The 16,550-nt window shown below is 69.5% G+C and carries 13 protein-coding genes, 2 tRNA genes and 1 pseudogene; 6 read left to right on the top strand and 10 right to left on the bottom strand.

From position 1 onward, the window contains the following. Window positions 1-2: 2 nt before the first annotated feature. From NFW30_RS13635 to NFW30_RS13660, 6 genes are all read right to left on the bottom strand, one after another. Window positions 3-1,604: a site-specific DNA-methyltransferase gene (locus NFW30_RS13635; RefSeq protein WP_295356252.1), complete on the bottom strand. Its 1,602-nt coding sequence runs from the start codon at window positions 1,602-1,604 to the stop codon at window positions 3-5. Then, the gene (locus tag NFW30_RS13640; RefSeq protein ID WP_295356254.1) at window positions 1,592-1,834 is read right to left on the bottom strand and encodes a helix-turn-helix domain-containing protein; all 243 of its coding nucleotides are present in this window, start codon (window positions 1,832-1,834) and stop codon (window positions 1,592-1,594) included. The genes NFW30_RS13635 and NFW30_RS13640 overlap by 13 nt, the downstream gene beginning before the upstream one ends. Before the next feature lie 303 nt (window positions 1,835-2,137). Next, entirely contained in the window at window positions 2,138-3,874 is a 1,737-nt protein-coding gene (menD, locus tag NFW30_RS13645) for a 2-succinyl-5-enolpyruvyl-6-hydroxy-3-cyclohexene-1-carboxylic-acid synthase (protein ID WP_295356256.1), read from the bottom strand. Continuing rightward, a complete protein-coding gene (locus tag NFW30_RS13650) occupies window positions 3,871-5,298 on the bottom strand; it encodes an isochorismate synthase (RefSeq protein ID WP_295356258.1) in 1,428 nt (475 codons plus the stop codon). Before NFW30_RS13650 ends, menD begins: the two co-directional genes overlap by 4 nt. Next, entirely contained in the window at window positions 5,298-6,671 is a 1,374-nt protein-coding gene (locus NFW30_RS13655) for a fatty acid--CoA ligase family protein (RefSeq protein WP_295356260.1), read from the bottom strand. The genes NFW30_RS13650 and NFW30_RS13655 overlap by 1 nt, the downstream gene beginning before the upstream one ends. Before the next feature lie 102 nt (window positions 6,672-6,773). Next, complete coding sequence (locus NFW30_RS13660) at window positions 6,774-8,066, bottom strand: DUF4384 domain-containing protein (protein ID WP_295356262.1); 1,293 nt, start codon at window positions 8,064-8,066, stop codon at window positions 6,774-6,776. A 224-nt stretch (window positions 8,067-8,290) separates the two neighbouring features. On the opposite strand from NFW30_RS13660, the gene NFW30_RS13665 reads away from it, so the two are divergent. The 3 genes and pseudogenes from NFW30_RS13665 (at window position 8,291) to NFW30_RS13675 (ending at window position 11,402) form a co-directional block, all read left to right on the top strand. Next, window positions 8,291-10,210 carry an HDOD domain-containing protein gene (locus tag NFW30_RS13665; RefSeq protein ID WP_295356264.1) on the top strand — a complete coding sequence of 640 codons (1,920 nt, stop codon included), beginning with the start codon at window positions 8,291-8,293 and terminating at the stop codon, window positions 10,208-10,210. An 87-nt stretch (window positions 10,211-10,297) separates the two neighbouring features. Then, window positions 10,298-10,891, top strand: a complete 594-nt coding sequence (locus NFW30_RS13670; RefSeq protein ID WP_295356266.1) for a hypothetical protein — start codon at window positions 10,298-10,300, stop codon at window positions 10,889-10,891. A 36-nt stretch (window positions 10,892-10,927) separates the two neighbouring features. Beyond that, window positions 10,928-11,402 (top strand): annotated as a pseudogene (locus tag NFW30_RS13675) (MEKHLA domain-containing protein). A gap of 170 nt (window positions 11,403-11,572) precedes the next feature. On the opposite strand, the gene NFW30_RS13680 reads toward NFW30_RS13675, so the two are convergent. From NFW30_RS13680 to NFW30_RS13695, 4 genes are all read right to left on the bottom strand, one after another. Continuing rightward, window positions 11,573-12,685 carry an S-(hydroxymethyl)glutathione dehydrogenase/class III alcohol dehydrogenase gene (locus NFW30_RS13680; RefSeq protein ID WP_295372287.1) on the bottom strand — a complete coding sequence of 371 codons (1,113 nt, stop codon included), beginning with the start codon at window positions 12,683-12,685 and terminating at the stop codon, window positions 11,573-11,575. A 108-nt stretch (window positions 12,686-12,793) separates the two neighbouring features. Then, window positions 12,794-13,243 carry a DUF1178 family protein gene (locus NFW30_RS13685; protein ID WP_295356270.1) on the bottom strand — a complete coding sequence of 150 codons (450 nt, stop codon included), beginning with the start codon at window positions 13,241-13,243 and terminating at the stop codon, window positions 12,794-12,796. A gap of 41 nt (window positions 13,244-13,284) precedes the next feature. Beyond that, window positions 13,285-13,371 (bottom strand) — tRNA-Leu (locus NFW30_RS13690). Between the two features lie 70 nt (window positions 13,372-13,441). Then, window positions 13,442-13,517: transfer RNA gene (locus NFW30_RS13695), tRNA-Gly, on the bottom strand. Window positions 13,518-13,922: 405 nt separating this feature from the next. On the opposite strand from NFW30_RS13695, the gene NFW30_RS13700 reads away from it, so the two are divergent. The 3 genes from NFW30_RS13700 to NFW30_RS13710 all read left to right on the top strand — a co-directional run bounded on the left by NFW30_RS13700 (window position 13,923) and on the right by NFW30_RS13710 (window position 16,541). After that, window positions 13,923-14,789, top strand: coding sequence for a CsgG/HfaB family protein (locus NFW30_RS13700; protein WP_295356272.1), 867 nt, complete (start codon window positions 13,923-13,925; stop codon window positions 14,787-14,789). A 71-nt stretch (window positions 14,790-14,860) separates the two neighbouring features. Beyond that, entirely contained in the window at window positions 14,861-15,550 is a 690-nt protein-coding gene (thpR, locus tag NFW30_RS13705; RefSeq protein ID WP_295356274.1) for an RNA 2',3'-cyclic phosphodiesterase, read from the top strand. 10 nt (window positions 15,551-15,560) lie between these two features. Next, window positions 15,561-16,541 carry a DMT family transporter gene (locus tag NFW30_RS13710; protein ID WP_295356276.1) on the top strand — a complete coding sequence of 327 codons (981 nt, stop codon included), beginning with the start codon at window positions 15,561-15,563 and terminating at the stop codon, window positions 16,539-16,541. The last annotated feature ends 9 nt before the right edge of the window (window positions 16,542-16,550 follow it).

Genomic DNA, 16,550 nt, shown 5'->3' on the forward strand with positions numbered 1-16,550 from the left:
CGCTACAAGTCCAGCGCGTAAGGGGTTTGCTTGAAGGTGATGCCCTCGCGGGCCGCGCGGCCACCCATGCGGTTGGCAGCGGCGTAGATCACTTTGGGGCCGGCGAACTTCGGCAGCACATCGAACACGGGGCCGGCGAGCACGTTGCCGCCGGCAACCGAACGGTCCATGAGGATGCCGTTGTAGAGCAGGTAGACGGCGCGGCCCTCGTGCACCCCGAGCAGTGGCGAATCGGCGGCGCCCGCGTAGCCGGTGCCGGTCTCGGCAAACCAGACGAACTCTGCCAGTTGAGCGAAGCACACGTCGCGGCGGATCTGGCCGTCGGCGTCGAACAGAGGCTCCGCCGAGAGGCGGCAGAACTGGAAATCGCCGCCGAGACCATCAATCGCCTCACCCTTTGGGCCTTGGAAGCCTTGAGCAACCCGCTTCACTCGTTCCGCAGTAACAGGTGCCGCTATATCGCTGCTCATTTCCACGAGGATGAACCTCCGACAGCCCCCGTCGGCGCTGTTGAGGCGCAGGGATGCGTGACCGGTGGTGCCGGACCCAGCGAAGCTGTCCAATATGAGCGAATCCTCATCCGTGGAGATTTGCAGCAGACGCTGGATGAGCCGAGAAGGCTTGGGCGTGGTGTCGAAGTTGCTGACGCCTCCCAAGATGCCCATGAGTTCCTTGGTTGCCTCGTCTGTATGCCCCACTTCTTCGTGTGTCCACCACGTCCAAGGCACTACCCCTTCGACCTCGCTCAGGTAGCGGATGACGTTTGGTTGTGAGTTTCCGTTCTTCCCGAAGTAGATGCGCCCCTCGGCTCTGAGCCTGTTGAATGTCGCTTCCGCCAGGCCCCAGCAGCGACCGGGACTCGGCTTGAATTTCTTCCCACTCGGGGCTGTGATGACATAAAACTGGTCCTCGGTCGCGTGTCCGGCTTGCGCAGTCATGGGAATGGGTCGCCAACGACCCTTGGGGTCGTTATTCGGGTTGCGGTAGACCTTGGCCTGCTTCTCATCGATGGGAACCTTGTTGCGCGTGTCCTTGAACTTCAAAGGGTTCATCGCGTAAACGAGCAGGTACTCATGCACATCGCCAATGGCTTCTCGGTTCTCACGGGAATAGCGCTTCTGCCAGACGTTGCACGCGATGAACTTTGACGCTCCAAAAACCTCATCCATCAACGCGCGAAGCAGGTGTACCGCTGCATCGTCAATTGACACCCAGATGACACCGTCGTCGCGCAGGAACTGCTTCAGCAACACCAGTCGCGGATACATCATGCAGAGCCAGCGGTCGTGCCGGTCCAGCGTCTCGCCTTCCTTGCCGACCACCACGCCCAGCCACTTGCGGATCTCCGGGCTGTTGACGTTGTCGTTGTAGACCCAGCCCTCGTTGCCGGTGTTGTAGGGCGGGTCGATGTAGATGCACTTCACCTGGCCGGCATAGCGCGGCAGCAGTGCCTTGAGCGCGTGCAGGTTGTCGCCCTGCACGATGAGGTTGCCGCTTCCGCTTTCGCCGCAGGAGAGGTCGGGCACCGGCTCCAGCAGGCGGAAGGGCACTTCCTTGTGATGCCTGACGACGGCTTCCTTGCCGATCCAGTTCAATGTGGGCATGGCGCCTCGCGAGCTTCAGTGCTTGCGGGCGGCGCCGCCGCCCGTGCCTTGTCCAGCATCCGCGCCCCGGCGCGCACCGTGTCGTCCACCTCGGACAGCTTGAACTTCCTCTGCCGCCCGACGCGATGCGCCGGCAACTCCCGGTGCTTGCGCCAGCGGTAGACGGTGTCCTCGGTCACATCGAGATGCCGGGCGACCAGCTCGACGAAAATCCATGGTTCTGTGGTCATGACGTCCGCGCTGCCCAATCGGATGCGTCTCAAGTCGATCAAAAATGGATGCGAGTCTATCAGGTGGAATCGCGTTTCCCAACATGACTCGCGGCAGATCCCGATCCGCCAGGATCGTGCGACATCGAGCCAGGCTGCGCCATCGCCGTCAGGACTCGACGAGCGATCCGACCGGTCTCGTGGTTCGCTCGCGCCTGGTCGCTCGGGATGGCCGAGAAGGCGTTTTCCCAACCTGCAACGGGTTGACCGCGACGCGGCTGGGGTCGAACGGGGCGATGACCCGCCGCCCCGACGGCGAGTCGATCAGGGCATCGCCGGCAGGCCGCCGGCAACAGCCGCCGCCTCCTGCCAGAAAGCCCGGTGCTGCGCGACGCTGCGCCGGCGATCGATCGGCACCTCCAGCAGCGTCGGCCCGCCGCGCTGCAGCGCGCGCCGCAGCGCGCAGGCGAACCCGCCGAGCGATGCACAGCGCTCGCCGGCAACGCCGAAGGCAGCCGCGGCGGCGACGAAATCGAGCTTCTGCGGCGTCAGCCAGGCGCGCTCGAACTCCGGCAGGGTCGCCATCGGCAGGTACTCGAAGATGCCGCCACCGCCATTGTTGATGACGACGACGACGATGTCGCGACCGCCGGCGGCGGCCAGGGCAGCCAGGTCGTGCTGCAGCGTCAGATCGCCGAGCAGCGCGACGCACGGGCCCGTGCTGGCGACGCCGAGGGCGGTCGACAGGTTGCCGTCGATGCCGCTGACGCCGCGATTGCCGAAGAACTGCAGCACTTTCTCGCCGCCGCCCGAGAACGCATCGAGATCGCGGATCGGCAGCGAGTTGCCGCAGAAGACGCGATGACCGGCGGGCAACTCGTCGAGCAACGCCGGAATCAGCGCGCCCTCGAAGTCGTCCCGCGAACGCCAGGCGGCAGCGAGCGCGGCCACCTGCCGCTCGGCGTGCAGGAATGCTCCGCGCCAATCGGGCGCCGCCGCCCGCAGCGGCATCGCCTGCCAGTCGTCAAGGACCGCCAGCGGATCGCCCTGGATCAGCACGGCGGCACAGTGCAGCGGGTCGCGCCAACGGCCGTCGGCGGCGAGGACGATCTGCCGCGCGTCGCGGTTCGCGCGCAGCCATTCCTGCAGCGTCCGCGTGACGGGAAAGCTGCCGCAGCGCAGCAGCCATTCGGGTCGCCTGGCGGCAAGCGGCGATGGCGGGCGCAGGAAGGCGTCGTAATGGACGCAGATACGGCTGCGATCGTGGCCGCCGAAACGCAGGTTGGACAGCGGTTCGGCGAGCAGCGGACAGTCGAGCTGCCGCGCCAGCGCGCAGACCGCTGCGGCGAAAGCAGGCGGGTTGTCGTCACCGCCGCAGACGATGACTCCTGGCCGGCCGCTGATCGCCGCCCCGCTGTCCGCCACCAGTTGCCGGTCGGGCAGCAGGCGTGGCCGGCCCACCGCCAGGACCGCCGGCCCACCCGTGACGTCGCCGGTGGCCAGCGCGCCGGCCGGCAGCAGCGGCTCGCGAAAGGCGAGATTGAGCTGCACCGGGCCGGGCAGCGGCGAGCAGCATTCGCCCAGCACGCGCCTTGCCAGACTGCGCAGGTAGTCGACCGCGAAGTCGGGCGCCGGTGGCCCGGGCGCATGACAGGCGCGCAGGTGGGCGCCGAACAGCCGCTGCTGGTCGATCGTCTGGCTGGCGCCCCAACCGACCAGCTCCGGCGGCCGGTCGGCAGACAGCAGCAGCAGGGGGACCGCGGCGAGGTCGGCCTCGACGACCGCCGGCAACCAGTTCGCCACTGCCGAACCCGATGTCGCAAGCAGCGCCACCGGCCGCCGGGCTGCCTTGGCGATGCCGAGTGCAAGGAAGGCGGCGCTGCGTTCGTCGACCAGGACATGGCTGCTGATCGCTGGCTGGCGCAGGAAAGCCAGCGCCAGTGGGCTCGAGCGCGAGCCGGGCGAGAGGACGAGGTCGCGCAGGCCGGCCGCGCGCAGGCCATCGACCAGAGCCTGCGCGTAACGCAGGTTGAGCAGGCCGTGCGCTTGCGGCTGCGTCACGCGCTGGCCGCCCGTTCGGCAAGCGGCCGGCGGCAGCGTGCGTGCCGCAACGCGTCGGCGATCACCGCCAGCTTGACCTCGGTCTCGGCCAGCTCCTGCGCCGGATCGGAACCGGCAACGATGCCAGCGCCGGCAAAGAGTTCGGCCTGCCGGCCTTTGATCCGCGCGCAGCGCAGCGCGACGACGCTGTCGCCATCCCCGCTGCGATCCAGCCAGCCGATGCCGCCGCTGTACCAGGCGCCGCGCCGTTCGCCGTGCGCCCGCAGCCAGCGGCCGGCGGCGGCCACCGGCCAGCCACCGACGGCCGGCGTCGGATGCAGGGCGGCGAGCAGTTCGAAGAAGGCCACACCCGGCTGCAGGCAACCGCGAACCGTCGTCCGCAGGTGCTGCAGGCCGCCGGAATGCAGCACTTCGGCCGGCTGCGGTGCCGACAGGGCGCTGCACGCGGGCGACAGCGCGGCGCACACGGCGTCGACCACCACCTGCTGCTCGCACCGGTTCTTGGCGTCGAGCAACGATGGCGATGCTGCCCTGCCGCTGCCGCCAGCATGCCAGGCGGTGCCGGCCAGCGCGTCCACCTGCACCGCACCCCGCCGCAGGACCAGCAGGCGCTCGGGAGTGGCGCCGACGAAGCTCTCGCCCGCGTGGGCGATGCCATAGATCGTGCACCCGGGATGCCGGTCACGCAGCGTCGCGAGCAATGGCGCCAGGTCGATCGCGTAGCCGGTGGTCCAGCGCCGGCTGCGCGCCAGAACGACCTTGTCCAGGCGACCCTCGCCGATCGCCCGCAGCGCGGCGGCGACACGGGCCATGAAAGCCTGCTCGGCAAGTGGCCCGAGCGTCTCCGGCAGCAGCAGCGGTGGCGACCGCGACGGCCGCAGCGAACGCAACGGCAGAGCGTCGAGCCACCCCGCGACTGCCGTCTCGCCAGCGGCAGCGACGCAACTGAAGGTCGCCGTACGCCGCCCGCCAGCACTCTGCAGGAGGATCGCCGGCACCACCAGTCGAGCGTTCGGCCAGCCGTCGGCGCCCTCACCGGCGAAGGCGAAACCGAAGTGCGCCAACGGGCTGCTTCCGGTCGACTGCGGGTCGTCGTGCCGCCAGACCGCCTGCAGCCCGGCGAAAGCAGCCTGCAGGGCGGAAAAGCGCGCCTCGCCGGTGCTCCGGAAGTCGATCACCCGACCGATCGCCAGGCGGTACTCGCGGCCGCCGGCGGTGGCCGGCGCAGCCCACCAGTGGCAGGCAGTGCGCGCCAGGTCGACGCCGGGCCAGGCGCCGTCGTCGACACCGAGCCAGTCCTCGTCGCCGCCACCCAGGTCGAGGCTGATGCTCAGTAGGTCGTTGCTGCGCGCACCGACGAGCAAGGCGCGCAGCCGGTGGCCGAGCAAGGCGATCTGCGCCGCGTCGAGCAGCCGGCGTGGCATCAGCCATCCTCCGCAGCCAGGCGACGCAGTGCCGCCCGTTCGAGCTTGCCCATGGCGTTGCGCGGCAGGCGGTCGACGCAGCGGAATCGCCGCGGCCGCCTGGCGGTCGGCAGATGTTGCCGCGACCAGTCGCGCAGCAGTTGCAGGTCGGGCTGTCCGACCACCAGCGCCAGCAGCGAATCGCCCCATTCCGGGTCGCTGGTCGCCGTCACCGCCACGTCACGGACCCCCGGACACGCGGCGAGGCAGTCCTCGACCTCGGCGGGATGGACATTGACACCGCCACTGACCAGCAGCTCGTCGGCGCGGCCGCGGATGCTGAGGCGACCAGCGGCATCGATGTCGCCGAGATCGCCGGTGATCAGCCAGCCGTCGGCCAGGCCGAGGCCCGGGCGCCGCTGCGGATTGAGGTAACCGGCCATCACCTGCGCACCGCGCAGGCAGATGCGCCCGTCGGCAGCGATGCGCACGGCGAGTCCGGGCAGCAACTCGCCAACCAGCCCGGGCCGCCAGCCCAGCCCGGGCTGCAGCAGCGTCGCCGCCTGCGCCGCGCTCTCGCTGAGACCCCAGCTCGGGCGGATCGGCCAGCCAGTCGCCAGCGCCCGCTCGCAGAGTGGCCGGGACAGGGCGCCGCCGCCGATGAGCGCATGTCGCAGGCTCGCCGGCGGCGGTCGGCCGCCGGCAACGTCGAGCAGGCGCGCCAGCATCACCGGCACCAGCGAGATGTGGCTGACCGCCTGTTCGTCGATGTCCCGCCAGACTTCCGGCGCCGAGAAGCGGCTGTGCAGCAGCAGCGTGGCGCCGGCACGCAGGCAGCGGTAGAGCAGCGCGATGCCGCCGACGTGGTGCAGCGGCAGGCAGCCGAGCCAGGTGTCGCCGGCGGTCAGCGGCAGGCGCCGCTGCGACGCGGCGACCGCGGCGGCGAGGTTGCCGGCGGTCAGCATCACCGCCTTCGGCTCGCCTTCGCTGCCGCTGCTGGCGATGACCAGTGCCAGCCCGTCGGCGTCGACGGCGGGTGCCGGCGGTGCCCGATCCGGCGGCCAGTCGCCGGAGGGTGTGCGCAGGCAGTGCAATCGCCCGCCTGCCAGCTCCTGCAGGCGTGGCCAGGCGGCAGCGGCGGTCAGTGGGTCGAGCGGCAGCAGCGCCGCCCCCGCCGCCGAGCAGGCCACGGCAGCCAGCGCCAGATCCGGTGCAGCGGCGGCACAGCCGACGATCCCGCCAGCAGCGATGCCGCTGCGCCGCAGGCAGGCTGCGCCCCGTCCGGCCAGTGCCAGAAGCTCTCCGTACGCCCATTCGCCAGCCGCCGTGCGCAGGGCGCAGGCGTGCGGATGTTCGCCCGCAGCCTCGGCCAGCCAGGAGGCGAGCAGGCTCATTGGCGACCGGAGCTGCGCTCGTTCATGCCGCGCATGTTACGCAACACCCGCGGCCCGCAGCTTTGCTGCCGATCAAGAATCGGCCGCGCCCGCGATTCCCGTCTAGCCGCCGACCCGGATATCGATGGCCGTCGCCGGACCGTCTCCCGGCGGCGTCCTCGGCACCGGCTGGCCCTCGAAATAGAGCCCGATCTGACGCTCGCGACGCAGCTTCAGGCCGCGATGCTCCTTGCCCATGACCAGGGTCCAGCGCCGCAGTTCGGCCGGGACGCGGTCATGCTCGCCAGCATTGATCAGCTTCAGCAGGGTCGAGTTCTGCAGCTTGGTCGCACCGACGTTGTAGGTGAAGTCGCAGAGCGCGGCGTACTGGCCGTCGCTGAGCTGGGTCTTCACCAGGCTCATCACCGCCCGCTGCGCGCGCCGCAGGTTTTCGGCCAACATCGCCTCCGCCTGCGCCTCGCTGATGCCGCGGCGCAGCGCCGCTGGCTCGGCGCCGGAGCAGGCTTCCTGCCGCACCACGTGCCCGTAGCCGATGCTGCAATGGTTGTCGGCGTTGGTGTAGAGGCGGGGCACGAAACCTTCCGACAGCCGCGTCAGGCGCTGGCCCTTCTCCGGGATGCGGCGCAGCCAGGCCCCCTTGGGCAGCGCCAGGTCGATCTCGCCTTCGAGCAGCAGACCCGGCGTCAGCCGCTCGGCGGGCGGCGGCGAACCGGTCGCCGGCGCCAGGCTCGCCACGTCGCAGGTGCCAGCGGGCGCGCACACCAGCAAATAGGAGACCCCGCCCTGCAACGGAGCCGTCCGTGGCAGGCCGGTGAAGCTCCGCGCCGCCAGCTTCTCGATCTGCGTACGGGCTGCCGGCAGCAGGCGCGCGAACGCGTCGTCCGCTGCCGACGCTCCGTCGGGTCCGCTGCCACTCGGCTGCAGGTCGAGTGGCTCCTGACTGAGAAAGGCGGCCAGCAGCGTCACCCCGGCAGGCTTCGCCAACAGCTCCGGCGACTGCGGTGGCTCGCCCGGAATGCGGAATGTTCCTGCAGCCACTCGGTTGTCGGTCTGCTGCCGATTCGGAAAGATCAGCGTCGCGACATCGTCCGGGCCGACACTGACGAGGTTCAGATGACCGGCGCGCGGCACGTCGATGCTCAGCGTCACCGGCTCGCCTTCGCGATAGGTCGCCCTGCCCAACCTCACGGCCAGCCCACCGGCAAGGTTGGCAGCATCCTCGATGCTGCGACGGAAAGGCTGCCGCGGGAGCGGCGCTGCTGCAGCGGCCGCGGTCTCAGCCGCCGCCACCGCCGCAACCGGCGGCGGTTCCTGCGCCCGAGCGGCATCCGCCGACAGCAGCAGAAAGGCGCCGATGGCGCCGGTTAGTGCCTCCCGGCCGACTACTGATCTCATTCTTGACCCCTCCTTGCAGGCATGCAGTTCGCGCGCACCGGCGCAAGTATAGCTACACATGGCGCCATGTGCGGACGTTATGCCCTCGCGACGCCGCACTCGAGCCGGCGACCGTCGCCGTCGTGGCAGCGAGCGCACACGACAGCCGGGACAGTAGCCCCCGTTCCGGCGGTACGTCCGGTTTTGTAGCATAATCGCGCGCACACCCCGGACCTGAGGCCTGCTTGATCCACTTCGTCCCCCCACAGCGCTATGACTCGATGAAGGCAACGGGCAAGTTGCCTTCACCCAAGGGTGTCGCCTTCTCGATCATCAAGCTGCTGCAGCGTGACGATTTTCGCGTCCCCGATCTGGTGCAACTGGTGCAGTCCGACCCGGCGATCGCCGGCCGCCTGCTGAAGTTCGCCAACGCCGCCGCCTTCGGCCGCACGCGACCGATCGTCTCCCTGCAGCGGGCGATCGTTGCCCTCGGCGCGTTCCGCGTGCGCGAGCTGGTGATCAGCCTGTCGGTGATGCATACGCACAGCAGCGGGCAGTGTTCTGCCTTCGACTACGGTGCCTTCTGGGGACACTCGCTGGCAACTGCCATCGCCTGCCAGGAACTCGCCCAGTTTGCCCAGATCTCGAGCGAGGAGCTATTCACCATCGGCTTGCTGGCGCGCGTCGGCGAGCTGGCGATGGCCTCGCTCTACCCGGAAGAATACTCCGTCATCCTGCTCAAGGCGAAAGAAGGCGGCGCCAGTCTCGCCAGCCTCGAACGCGATTGCCTGGAGATGGACCACCAGCAGCTGGGCGCGACGATGCTCGCCGAATGGGGTCTGCCGGACTTGCTGATCCAGGCCGCCTACCATCACGAACAGCCGGACCTCGCAGGCTTTCGCGACGGCTCGCGGGTGCAGACGCTGACCCACTCGCTGCACTTCGCGCGCGCGCTGGCGGAAGTCTGCATGGCCGAAGAGGATGCGCGCTGGAGCCTGCTGCCCGGCCTCCTGACTCGTGCTGCGCGACTCGGCATCAGCGGTGACGCACTGAACGACATGGCTGACCGGACGGTCCGTCGCTGGCGCGAGTGGGGCGCCATGCTGCAGGTGCGCACGCACGAGATGCCCCCTTTCGCCGAGATCCTGGCGGCCAGCCCGCCCAGCCGGCGGGTCAGCCCGGCCACCCAGGAACCGGACGGCAGCCTCGGCGCGCCGCGCCTGCACGTGCAACTGGTCGGCATCCCGGTGGCGGAACTGCCGACGCTGATGCAGCAGATCGAAAGCCTCGGCCACCAGCCTGTGCTGGTCGACAGCCACATCGACGACCTCAAGCAGGTCCTCCGCGAGCCAGCCCAGATCGTCATTGCCGACATGGCCATGCCCGGACTGAAACCGGCGGTCTTCTGCCGCATCCTGCGCCAGACGCCGGCGGGCAAGGAGAGCTACGCACTGCTGCTCGCCTCGCCGGGCAGTGAAGCACACGTCCTCGAAGCCATCGACGCCGGTGCCGACGACGTCCTCGTCAAACCGGTGGGCATCCATACGCTGCGCGTCCGCCTCAACACGGCGACGCGCATGCTGCTGCTGCGCGAAGAAATCCAGCGTGAGCGACGCGGCATCATGCGCTCGACCGACGAATTCGCCGTCACCCACCGCCGCCTGCTGCGGGACGCGCTGACCGACGCCCTGACGCAGCTGCCGAACCGTCGCCACGGCCTCGACTATCTCGCCTCGGAGTGGGCATTCGCCCAGTCCAACGGGCTGCCGATGGCCTGCCTGCTGCTCGACATCGACCACTTCAAGCGCATCAACGATGGCTACGGACATGCCGCCGGCGATGCCGTCCTGCGCCAGCTCGCCGACCTGCTGAAGCGCGCCTCGCGCGTCGAGGACCTGGTCTTCCGCTACGGGGGTGAAGAGTTCGCTGCTGTCCTGCCGAATGCAAGCATCCGCGCTGCGGCGCAGATCGCCGAGCGCATCCGCACCGTGGTCGAGAAGTACGCCTTCATCTGGGAGCAGCAGGCGATTCCCGTCACCCTCAGCATCGGCGTCGCCAACCTGTCGAGCGGCTCCAGGGACAGCCAGGAGCTGATCGAGGCGGCGGATGCCGCACTCTACGAAGCCAAGCGCGGCGGACGCAACCGCGTCGTCGTCGCCGCCTGAGCGCTCGTGAGGAAATCGTCGCGGGCAGGCCGGGATGGCAGGCGCGAGCGAGCGAAGGTCGAGACCCATCAGATGGATCGGCGAGGAGTGAGCGCGTTTCCGTGCTGGCCCGAGACCTTCCCGTCGACCCGTTGCCTTGCGGGCACGCAGGCGGGACCGGCGTGGTCGGTCGACCAGCAGTTCCTCGGTTTCGCGCCGCAACTGCAGCCCGACCAGATGTCCCGGCGAGTCCGCCGGAAGCGCACGCGCGGCGCGACGGGTGACGCCCTGATCGCCCTCGAGGCGACGGACGAGCTGCCGCCGGGCGACCGCCTGCTCGGCGAACTGCAGCTACCGACCGCGACGCGTCTCTGCCATTGCGCCGCCGCCAGCGCGCCGCAGCTTGCCGAGCTGCCGTCGCGCATGGCGAGCTGGGTCAACCGCTCGCAGACGCACGCCGCTGGTGGGCCACGGCAACTGGCGAGCGAGTGTCCGCTCGGCTACCTCGAGCTGATCCGTGCGCTGGCGGCGCGCGACATCGCGCTCGCCAATCGGCCGCTCGGAGTGGCCCGCTACCAGTGGCTCGCCGACCCGAGCGGCGGCACCACCGACCAGGCGCGCAGCGATCTACATGGCGCGGCGACGCAGGCCCTGGCGGCGCTGCCGCCCACCGGCGTCGCGCTCCCGGCGACGACGGGCTGAGCCGGTCGTGAAGTGCCGGCGAACGGCTGGACGGCGATGACGGCTGCCCTCTTCGACCGCAGCGAGCCCGATGCAGCCAACGGCTTCCAGCAGGCAAGCGCACGCCTCATCGTCGCCAGCCATGCACGCCTGTTGCACCGCGAGCTCCTGCCGGGCCGCACGGCGGACGATCTCGGGCGGCGGCTCTACGGCGCGCCCTTCATCGTCCTGGCGCATGATGCAGCGCCCGATCCGCTCTTCTTCTACGCCAACCTCGCCGCGCAGGAACTGTTCGCGATGTCGTGGCGGGAGATCGTCCGCCTGCCGTCGCGACTTTCCGCCGAACCGCTGGCGCGCGAGGAACGGCAGCGGCTGCTCGATCGCGTTGCCCGCGACGGCTTCATCGCCGATTACGGCGGCGAGCGGCGAGCGCTTCCGCATCTCCGGCGCGACGGTCTGGAATCTCGTCACCGACGCGGCGACGTGCGTCGGGCAGGCGGCGACCTTTGCCAGCTGGGAGACCCTGCGCTGATCGCCGGCTGCCGCCTTGGGCGGCTCAGAGGTTGTGAATAAATCTACTGCGCGACCGATCTGCTGCGTTGCCCAGTCGCTCACTCCTCGCCTATCCACTTGATATGTCTCGTCGTTCGCTCCATCGCGCCTTGCATCTCGGCCTGCTCGCGACGATTTCTTCACAACCTCTCAGAACAGGATCACCGAACGGATGCTCTGGCCGGCGGCCATCAGCTCGAAGGCCCGGTTGATGTCCGCCAGACCCATCGTGTGGGTGATGAAGGTGTCGAGAGGAATCTCGCCCCGCTGCGCGCGCTCGACGTAGCCCGGCAACTCGGAGCGGCCGCGCACACCACCGAAGGCCGAGCCCCGCCAGACGCGTCCGGTCACCAGATGGAAGGGCCGCGTCGAGATCTCCTCGCCGGCGCCCGCGACACCGATGATCACCGACTCGCCCCACCCCTTGTGACAGCATTCGAGGGCGGCACGCATGACCGAGACGTTGCCGATGCATTCGAACGAGTAATCGACACCGCCGTCGCTCAGTTCGACGATCACTTCCTGGATCGGCCGTGCGTGTTCGGCCGGATCGATGCAGTCGGTGGCACCGAGCTGTCGGGCGATGGGAAACTTGGCCGGGTTGGTGTCGATGGCGATGATGCGCGCGGCACCGGCCATGACGGCGCCGATGACGACCGACAGGCCGATGCCACCGAGGCCGAAGACGGCCACTGTCGCTCCCGGCTCGACCTTGGCGGTGTTGCGCACGGCGCCGATGCCGGTGGTGACGCCGCAGCCGAGCAGGCAGACCTTCTCCAGCGGGGCATCGCGGGCGATCTTCGCCAGCGAGATCTCCGGCAACACGGTGTACTCGGAGAAGGTCGACGTCCCCATGTAGTGGAAGATCGTCTGGCCGTGCCGCGAAAAGCGGCTGCTGCCATCCGGCATCAGTCCCCTGCCCTGCGTCGCGCGGATCGCCTGACAGAGGTTCGTCTTGCCCGAACGGCAGAACTTGCACTTTCCGCATTCGGGGGTATACAGGGGAATGACATGGTCGCCGACGGCAACCGAGCTGACGCCCGTGCCGATCGCCTCGACGATGCCGCCGCCCTCGTGTCCGAGGATGCTCGGGAAGACGCCTTCCGGGTCGGCCCCGGAGAGCGTGAAGGCATCGGTATGGCAGACGCCCGAGGCGACGATGCGCACCAGCACCTCGCCCTGACGTGGCTCGGCGACATCGACCTCAGTGATTTCCAGGGGCTGCCCGGCAGCCCAGGCAACCGCAGCACGCGACTTGATCATCAGTGACCCTCCCACCAGTTGGCGCCGCCGGCAGGCGGCAATCGGTCCCCGCTGCCGGGCAAGCTCGTGCCGTGCCGCCGGCTGTCCACAGCAGCCGCGGCGCGGCCGTCAGTGCAGATCACCCGCCTTCACCCGCTGCAGACGGAACACCTCGATTCCCTCGTCGAGCAGTTCCTCATATTCCTCGGCAGTGGCGACGCCACGAATCGAACGCTCGGGCGCCTCGACGTAATGAATCCGCCGCGCTTCCGCGGCGAACTCGTCGCCGACATCCTCGCACTGGGCAAGCAGCATCTCCGTCAGATGGCGAAGGGCCGGCAGCGACCCGGCACCGCCACCGACTGCCGGCGCAGCGACCGGCGGTGGACGGCGAGGCGAATCCGCCTGCGTGCCGGAACGTCCGAGATGCACCGTCGACGGCACGCGCCGAATCTCGACCGAGCCACAATGCGGGCAACTGACGAGACCGGCTGCCAGCTGGCTGTCGAAATCCTCGCGTGACTGGAACCAGCCCTCGAACTGATGGTCGTGCCGGCATGCAAGGTCAAAGATGATCATCGGGACCCGGAGCGCGAAGCGCGCAACAAGAGACGTGGACGTGGTACCCGGAGCCGGGGTCGAACCGGCAAGGCCGCAAGGCCGAGGGATTTTAAGTCCCTTGTGTCTACCAATTCCACCACCCGGGCGCCGCAGGCCATTATACCTGCCCCGAAATGGAAGAAGGGAAAGCGCCTGCGGCACTTTCCCTTCGCAATCTGGAGCGGGAAAAGAGTCTCGAACTCTCGACCTATACCTTGGCAAGGTATCGCTCTACCAACTGAGCTATTCCCGCGTACAACGCCTGCCTGCGCCCGGAAAAGGCGCCTCGCCGATGGCCGCACCGCCACCGCCGGACAGGAGCGGCACGGATTATCCACAGGCGGGACAGCGCTGTCAACCCCTCGACACCCCGCGACGGCCCGCCCGCCCTCCCAGTTGGACCGCCGCCGATGCGCGTCTTGCCCTGGCCCGCGATGGCCGCAGCGGCACGCGGCTGGCGTAGCGAAGACGGAGCACGTGCACCAGCCCGATGCGGGCCCCACCACCGGCCGCGGCAACGGGCAGGCGCCCGATCCCGCGGCCGCGGCGTGCAGATGCAAGACGGCGGGTGTTTGGGCATAATGCCGTTCCGGGGGGAAGTTGGCAGCCGTCAGCAGCCCTTGACGTCACCATCAGCGAATCGAAAGGAGAAGTACCGATGCCCTTGCCCAGTCCGCAGCGTTCTGCACGGGTCGCACTTGCCACCACCGCCGGCCTGCTGCTCGCCGGCTGCGCCCAGATGCAGATGGGCTCGCCCGACGCGAAGACGACCGCCACCGGTTCCGCCGCTGGCTCGACCACCGAGAACGCCAGCAGCCAGCTCGAGAAATGTGCCAGTTCGCTCGGCACGGTGGCCGTCTACGAGGACACGAACGCTCCCTGGTACGGCATCCTGACCGGGCAGATGAAACTGGGATCGACAAGCCCGGTGCTCAAGCTGCTGATCCAGCAGTCGAACTGCTTCGTCGTCGTCGACCGCGGCCGGGCGATGAACAACATGATGCAGGAGCGCGCCCTCGAGCAGAGCGGCGAGCTGCGCCGGGGCTCGAAGTTCGGCAAGGGGCAGATGGTCTCGGCCGATTACACGATGAGCCCGACGATCACCTTCAGCAACAACAACGCCGGCGGCATGGGCGGTGGCCTGGGCGGCCTGAGCCGTGGCGCCGGGGTACTCGGCGCGGTCGCCGGCGCGGTGAATGTCAAGGAGGCGAGCACGCTGCTGACCCTGGTCGACAACCGCTCGGGCGTGCAACTGGCGGCAGCCGAGGGCAGCGCGCGCAACATGGATTTCGGCGCCATGGGGGCGCTTTTCGGCGGCGGCTTCGGTGCCGGCGGCGGTGGTTATACGAACACTGCCGAAGGCAAGGTGATCGTTGCCGCCTTCACCGATTCCTACAACAACCTGGTGCGCGCGGTGCGCAACTACAAGGCACAGGAAGTCAAGGGCGGTCTCGGTACCGGCGGCAACCTGGGCGTCCAGGGTGCCCAGGAAGCGCAGGGCGGCAAGGGCAAGAAAACGAAGTAGGCGCGGGCACGGCGACGGCGCTCCAGCCTCCGCGTATCGCGACAGCTGCCTCAAAGACCGGCAGGCCAGTCATGCCAGACGATGCGGCGGGCGGCAGGACCGCATCCCGGCCGCAGCGGCCGGCCGCCCCTGCGGCCGCCGCCGAACACGCGGCCGCAGGGTGCCGGCTGTTCCTTGCCGTCTGGCCGGCGGTCGCCGAAAGGGACGCACTCCTGCACCGGCAACAGCAGTGGTCGTGGCCACCCGGGGCGGCAGCGATCGCCGGCGAGCGCCTGCACCTGACGCTGCACTTCCTCGGTTCGCTGCCACGGCAGCGACTGGCGGAGCTGGGCAACGGCCTGCAGGTCGCCTTCGAGCCATTCGAACTCGTCCTCGACCGCGCCGAGATCTGGCCGAACGGCCTCGTCGTGCTGCGTTCGGGGTCGCCGGCGGCTGCGCTGCAGGCCTTGCACGGCCGCCTCGGCGACGCACTGCGGTCGCTCGGCCTGATCCCCGAGAGGCGCCGCTTCCGGCCGCACGTGACGCTGGCCCGCCGCGCCGCCGGCAGCATCCCGCCTGTCGCCGCCGCCGAAGTGCGCTGGCAGGTGAACAGCTACGCGCTGGTCGAATCGCTGGCCAGCGGCGCCGGCGGCTACCTCGTCCACCGGCGCTACGGCTGCGGCCACCGCGCCGCGCCGGGGGGCGACGATGCCTTCTTGACGAACGGGGAAACACGGCCCAATGCCGAGCTTTCACCACCGCTGCGCGACGCCAGCGGCTGAAGGAGTGCCGATGTCGCACGCTCGTGCGGTCAGCCTGATGATCCTGGTCACCCTGCTCTGGAGCATCGCCGGGGTCGTCGCGCGCCACCTCGACAGCGTCCACAGCTTCGAGGTCACCTTCTGGCGCAGCCTGTTCAACGCCCTCGCCCTCGGCTGCGCGCTGAGCCTGCTGCGCGGCCGGCGATTGTGGCGCAGCCTGGTCGACGGCGGCTGGCCGCTCTGGTGCTCGGGTGTCTGCTGGGCAGTGATGTTCACTGCCTTCATGCTGGCGATCACGCTGACCAGCGTCGCCAATGTCCTCGTGGCGATGGCCATCGGGCCCCTGATCACCGCCCTCTTCGCCCGCCTGTTCCTGCAGCACCGGCTGCCGGCCCGCACCTGGCTGGCGATTGCCGCGGCCGGCGCCGGCATCGCCTGGATGTTCGGCCAGGAAGCCGGCACCGGCCTGTCGCTGACCGGCAGCATCGTCGCGCTGGCGGTGCCCGTTGCGGCGGCGCTCAACTTCACCACCCTGCAGCATGTCGGACATCGCCGCCGCAGCGAAGACGCGGCGGTGCCGCAGGACATGCTGCCGGCGGTCTTCATCGGCGCCGTGCTCTCGGCCGCGTGCACCCTGCCGCTCGCCCATCCGCTGCAGGCAACGCCGCATGATCTGGCGTTGCTGGCGCTGCTTGGCGTCGTCCAGTTGGCGATTCCCTGCCTGCTGGTGGTGCGCCTGTCGCGCGAACTGGCGGCTCCCGAGATTGCCTTGCTCGGACTGCTCGAAGTCGTCTTCGGCGTCACCTGGGCCTGGCTCGGTGCCGGCGAGCAACCGAGCGGCAGCACGCTGACCGGTGGCGCGCTGGTTCTCGCGGCGCTGGTCGGCAACGAAGTGCTGGCGCTGCGCGGCCTTGCCGGCAACGCGCCGCCGCGTTTCGCCGGCGGCTCGCCGGCCGCCCGGCGCGACGGGACCGGAATTCGCTTCCCTGCTGCCGGCGATCGCCACCTGTAAGGCGGCCCG

Origin of the sequence: Accumulibacter sp. (assembly GCF_023806635.1) — a bacterium.
Classification (GTDB): domain Bacteria; phylum Pseudomonadota; class Gammaproteobacteria; order Burkholderiales; family Rhodocyclaceae; genus Accumulibacter.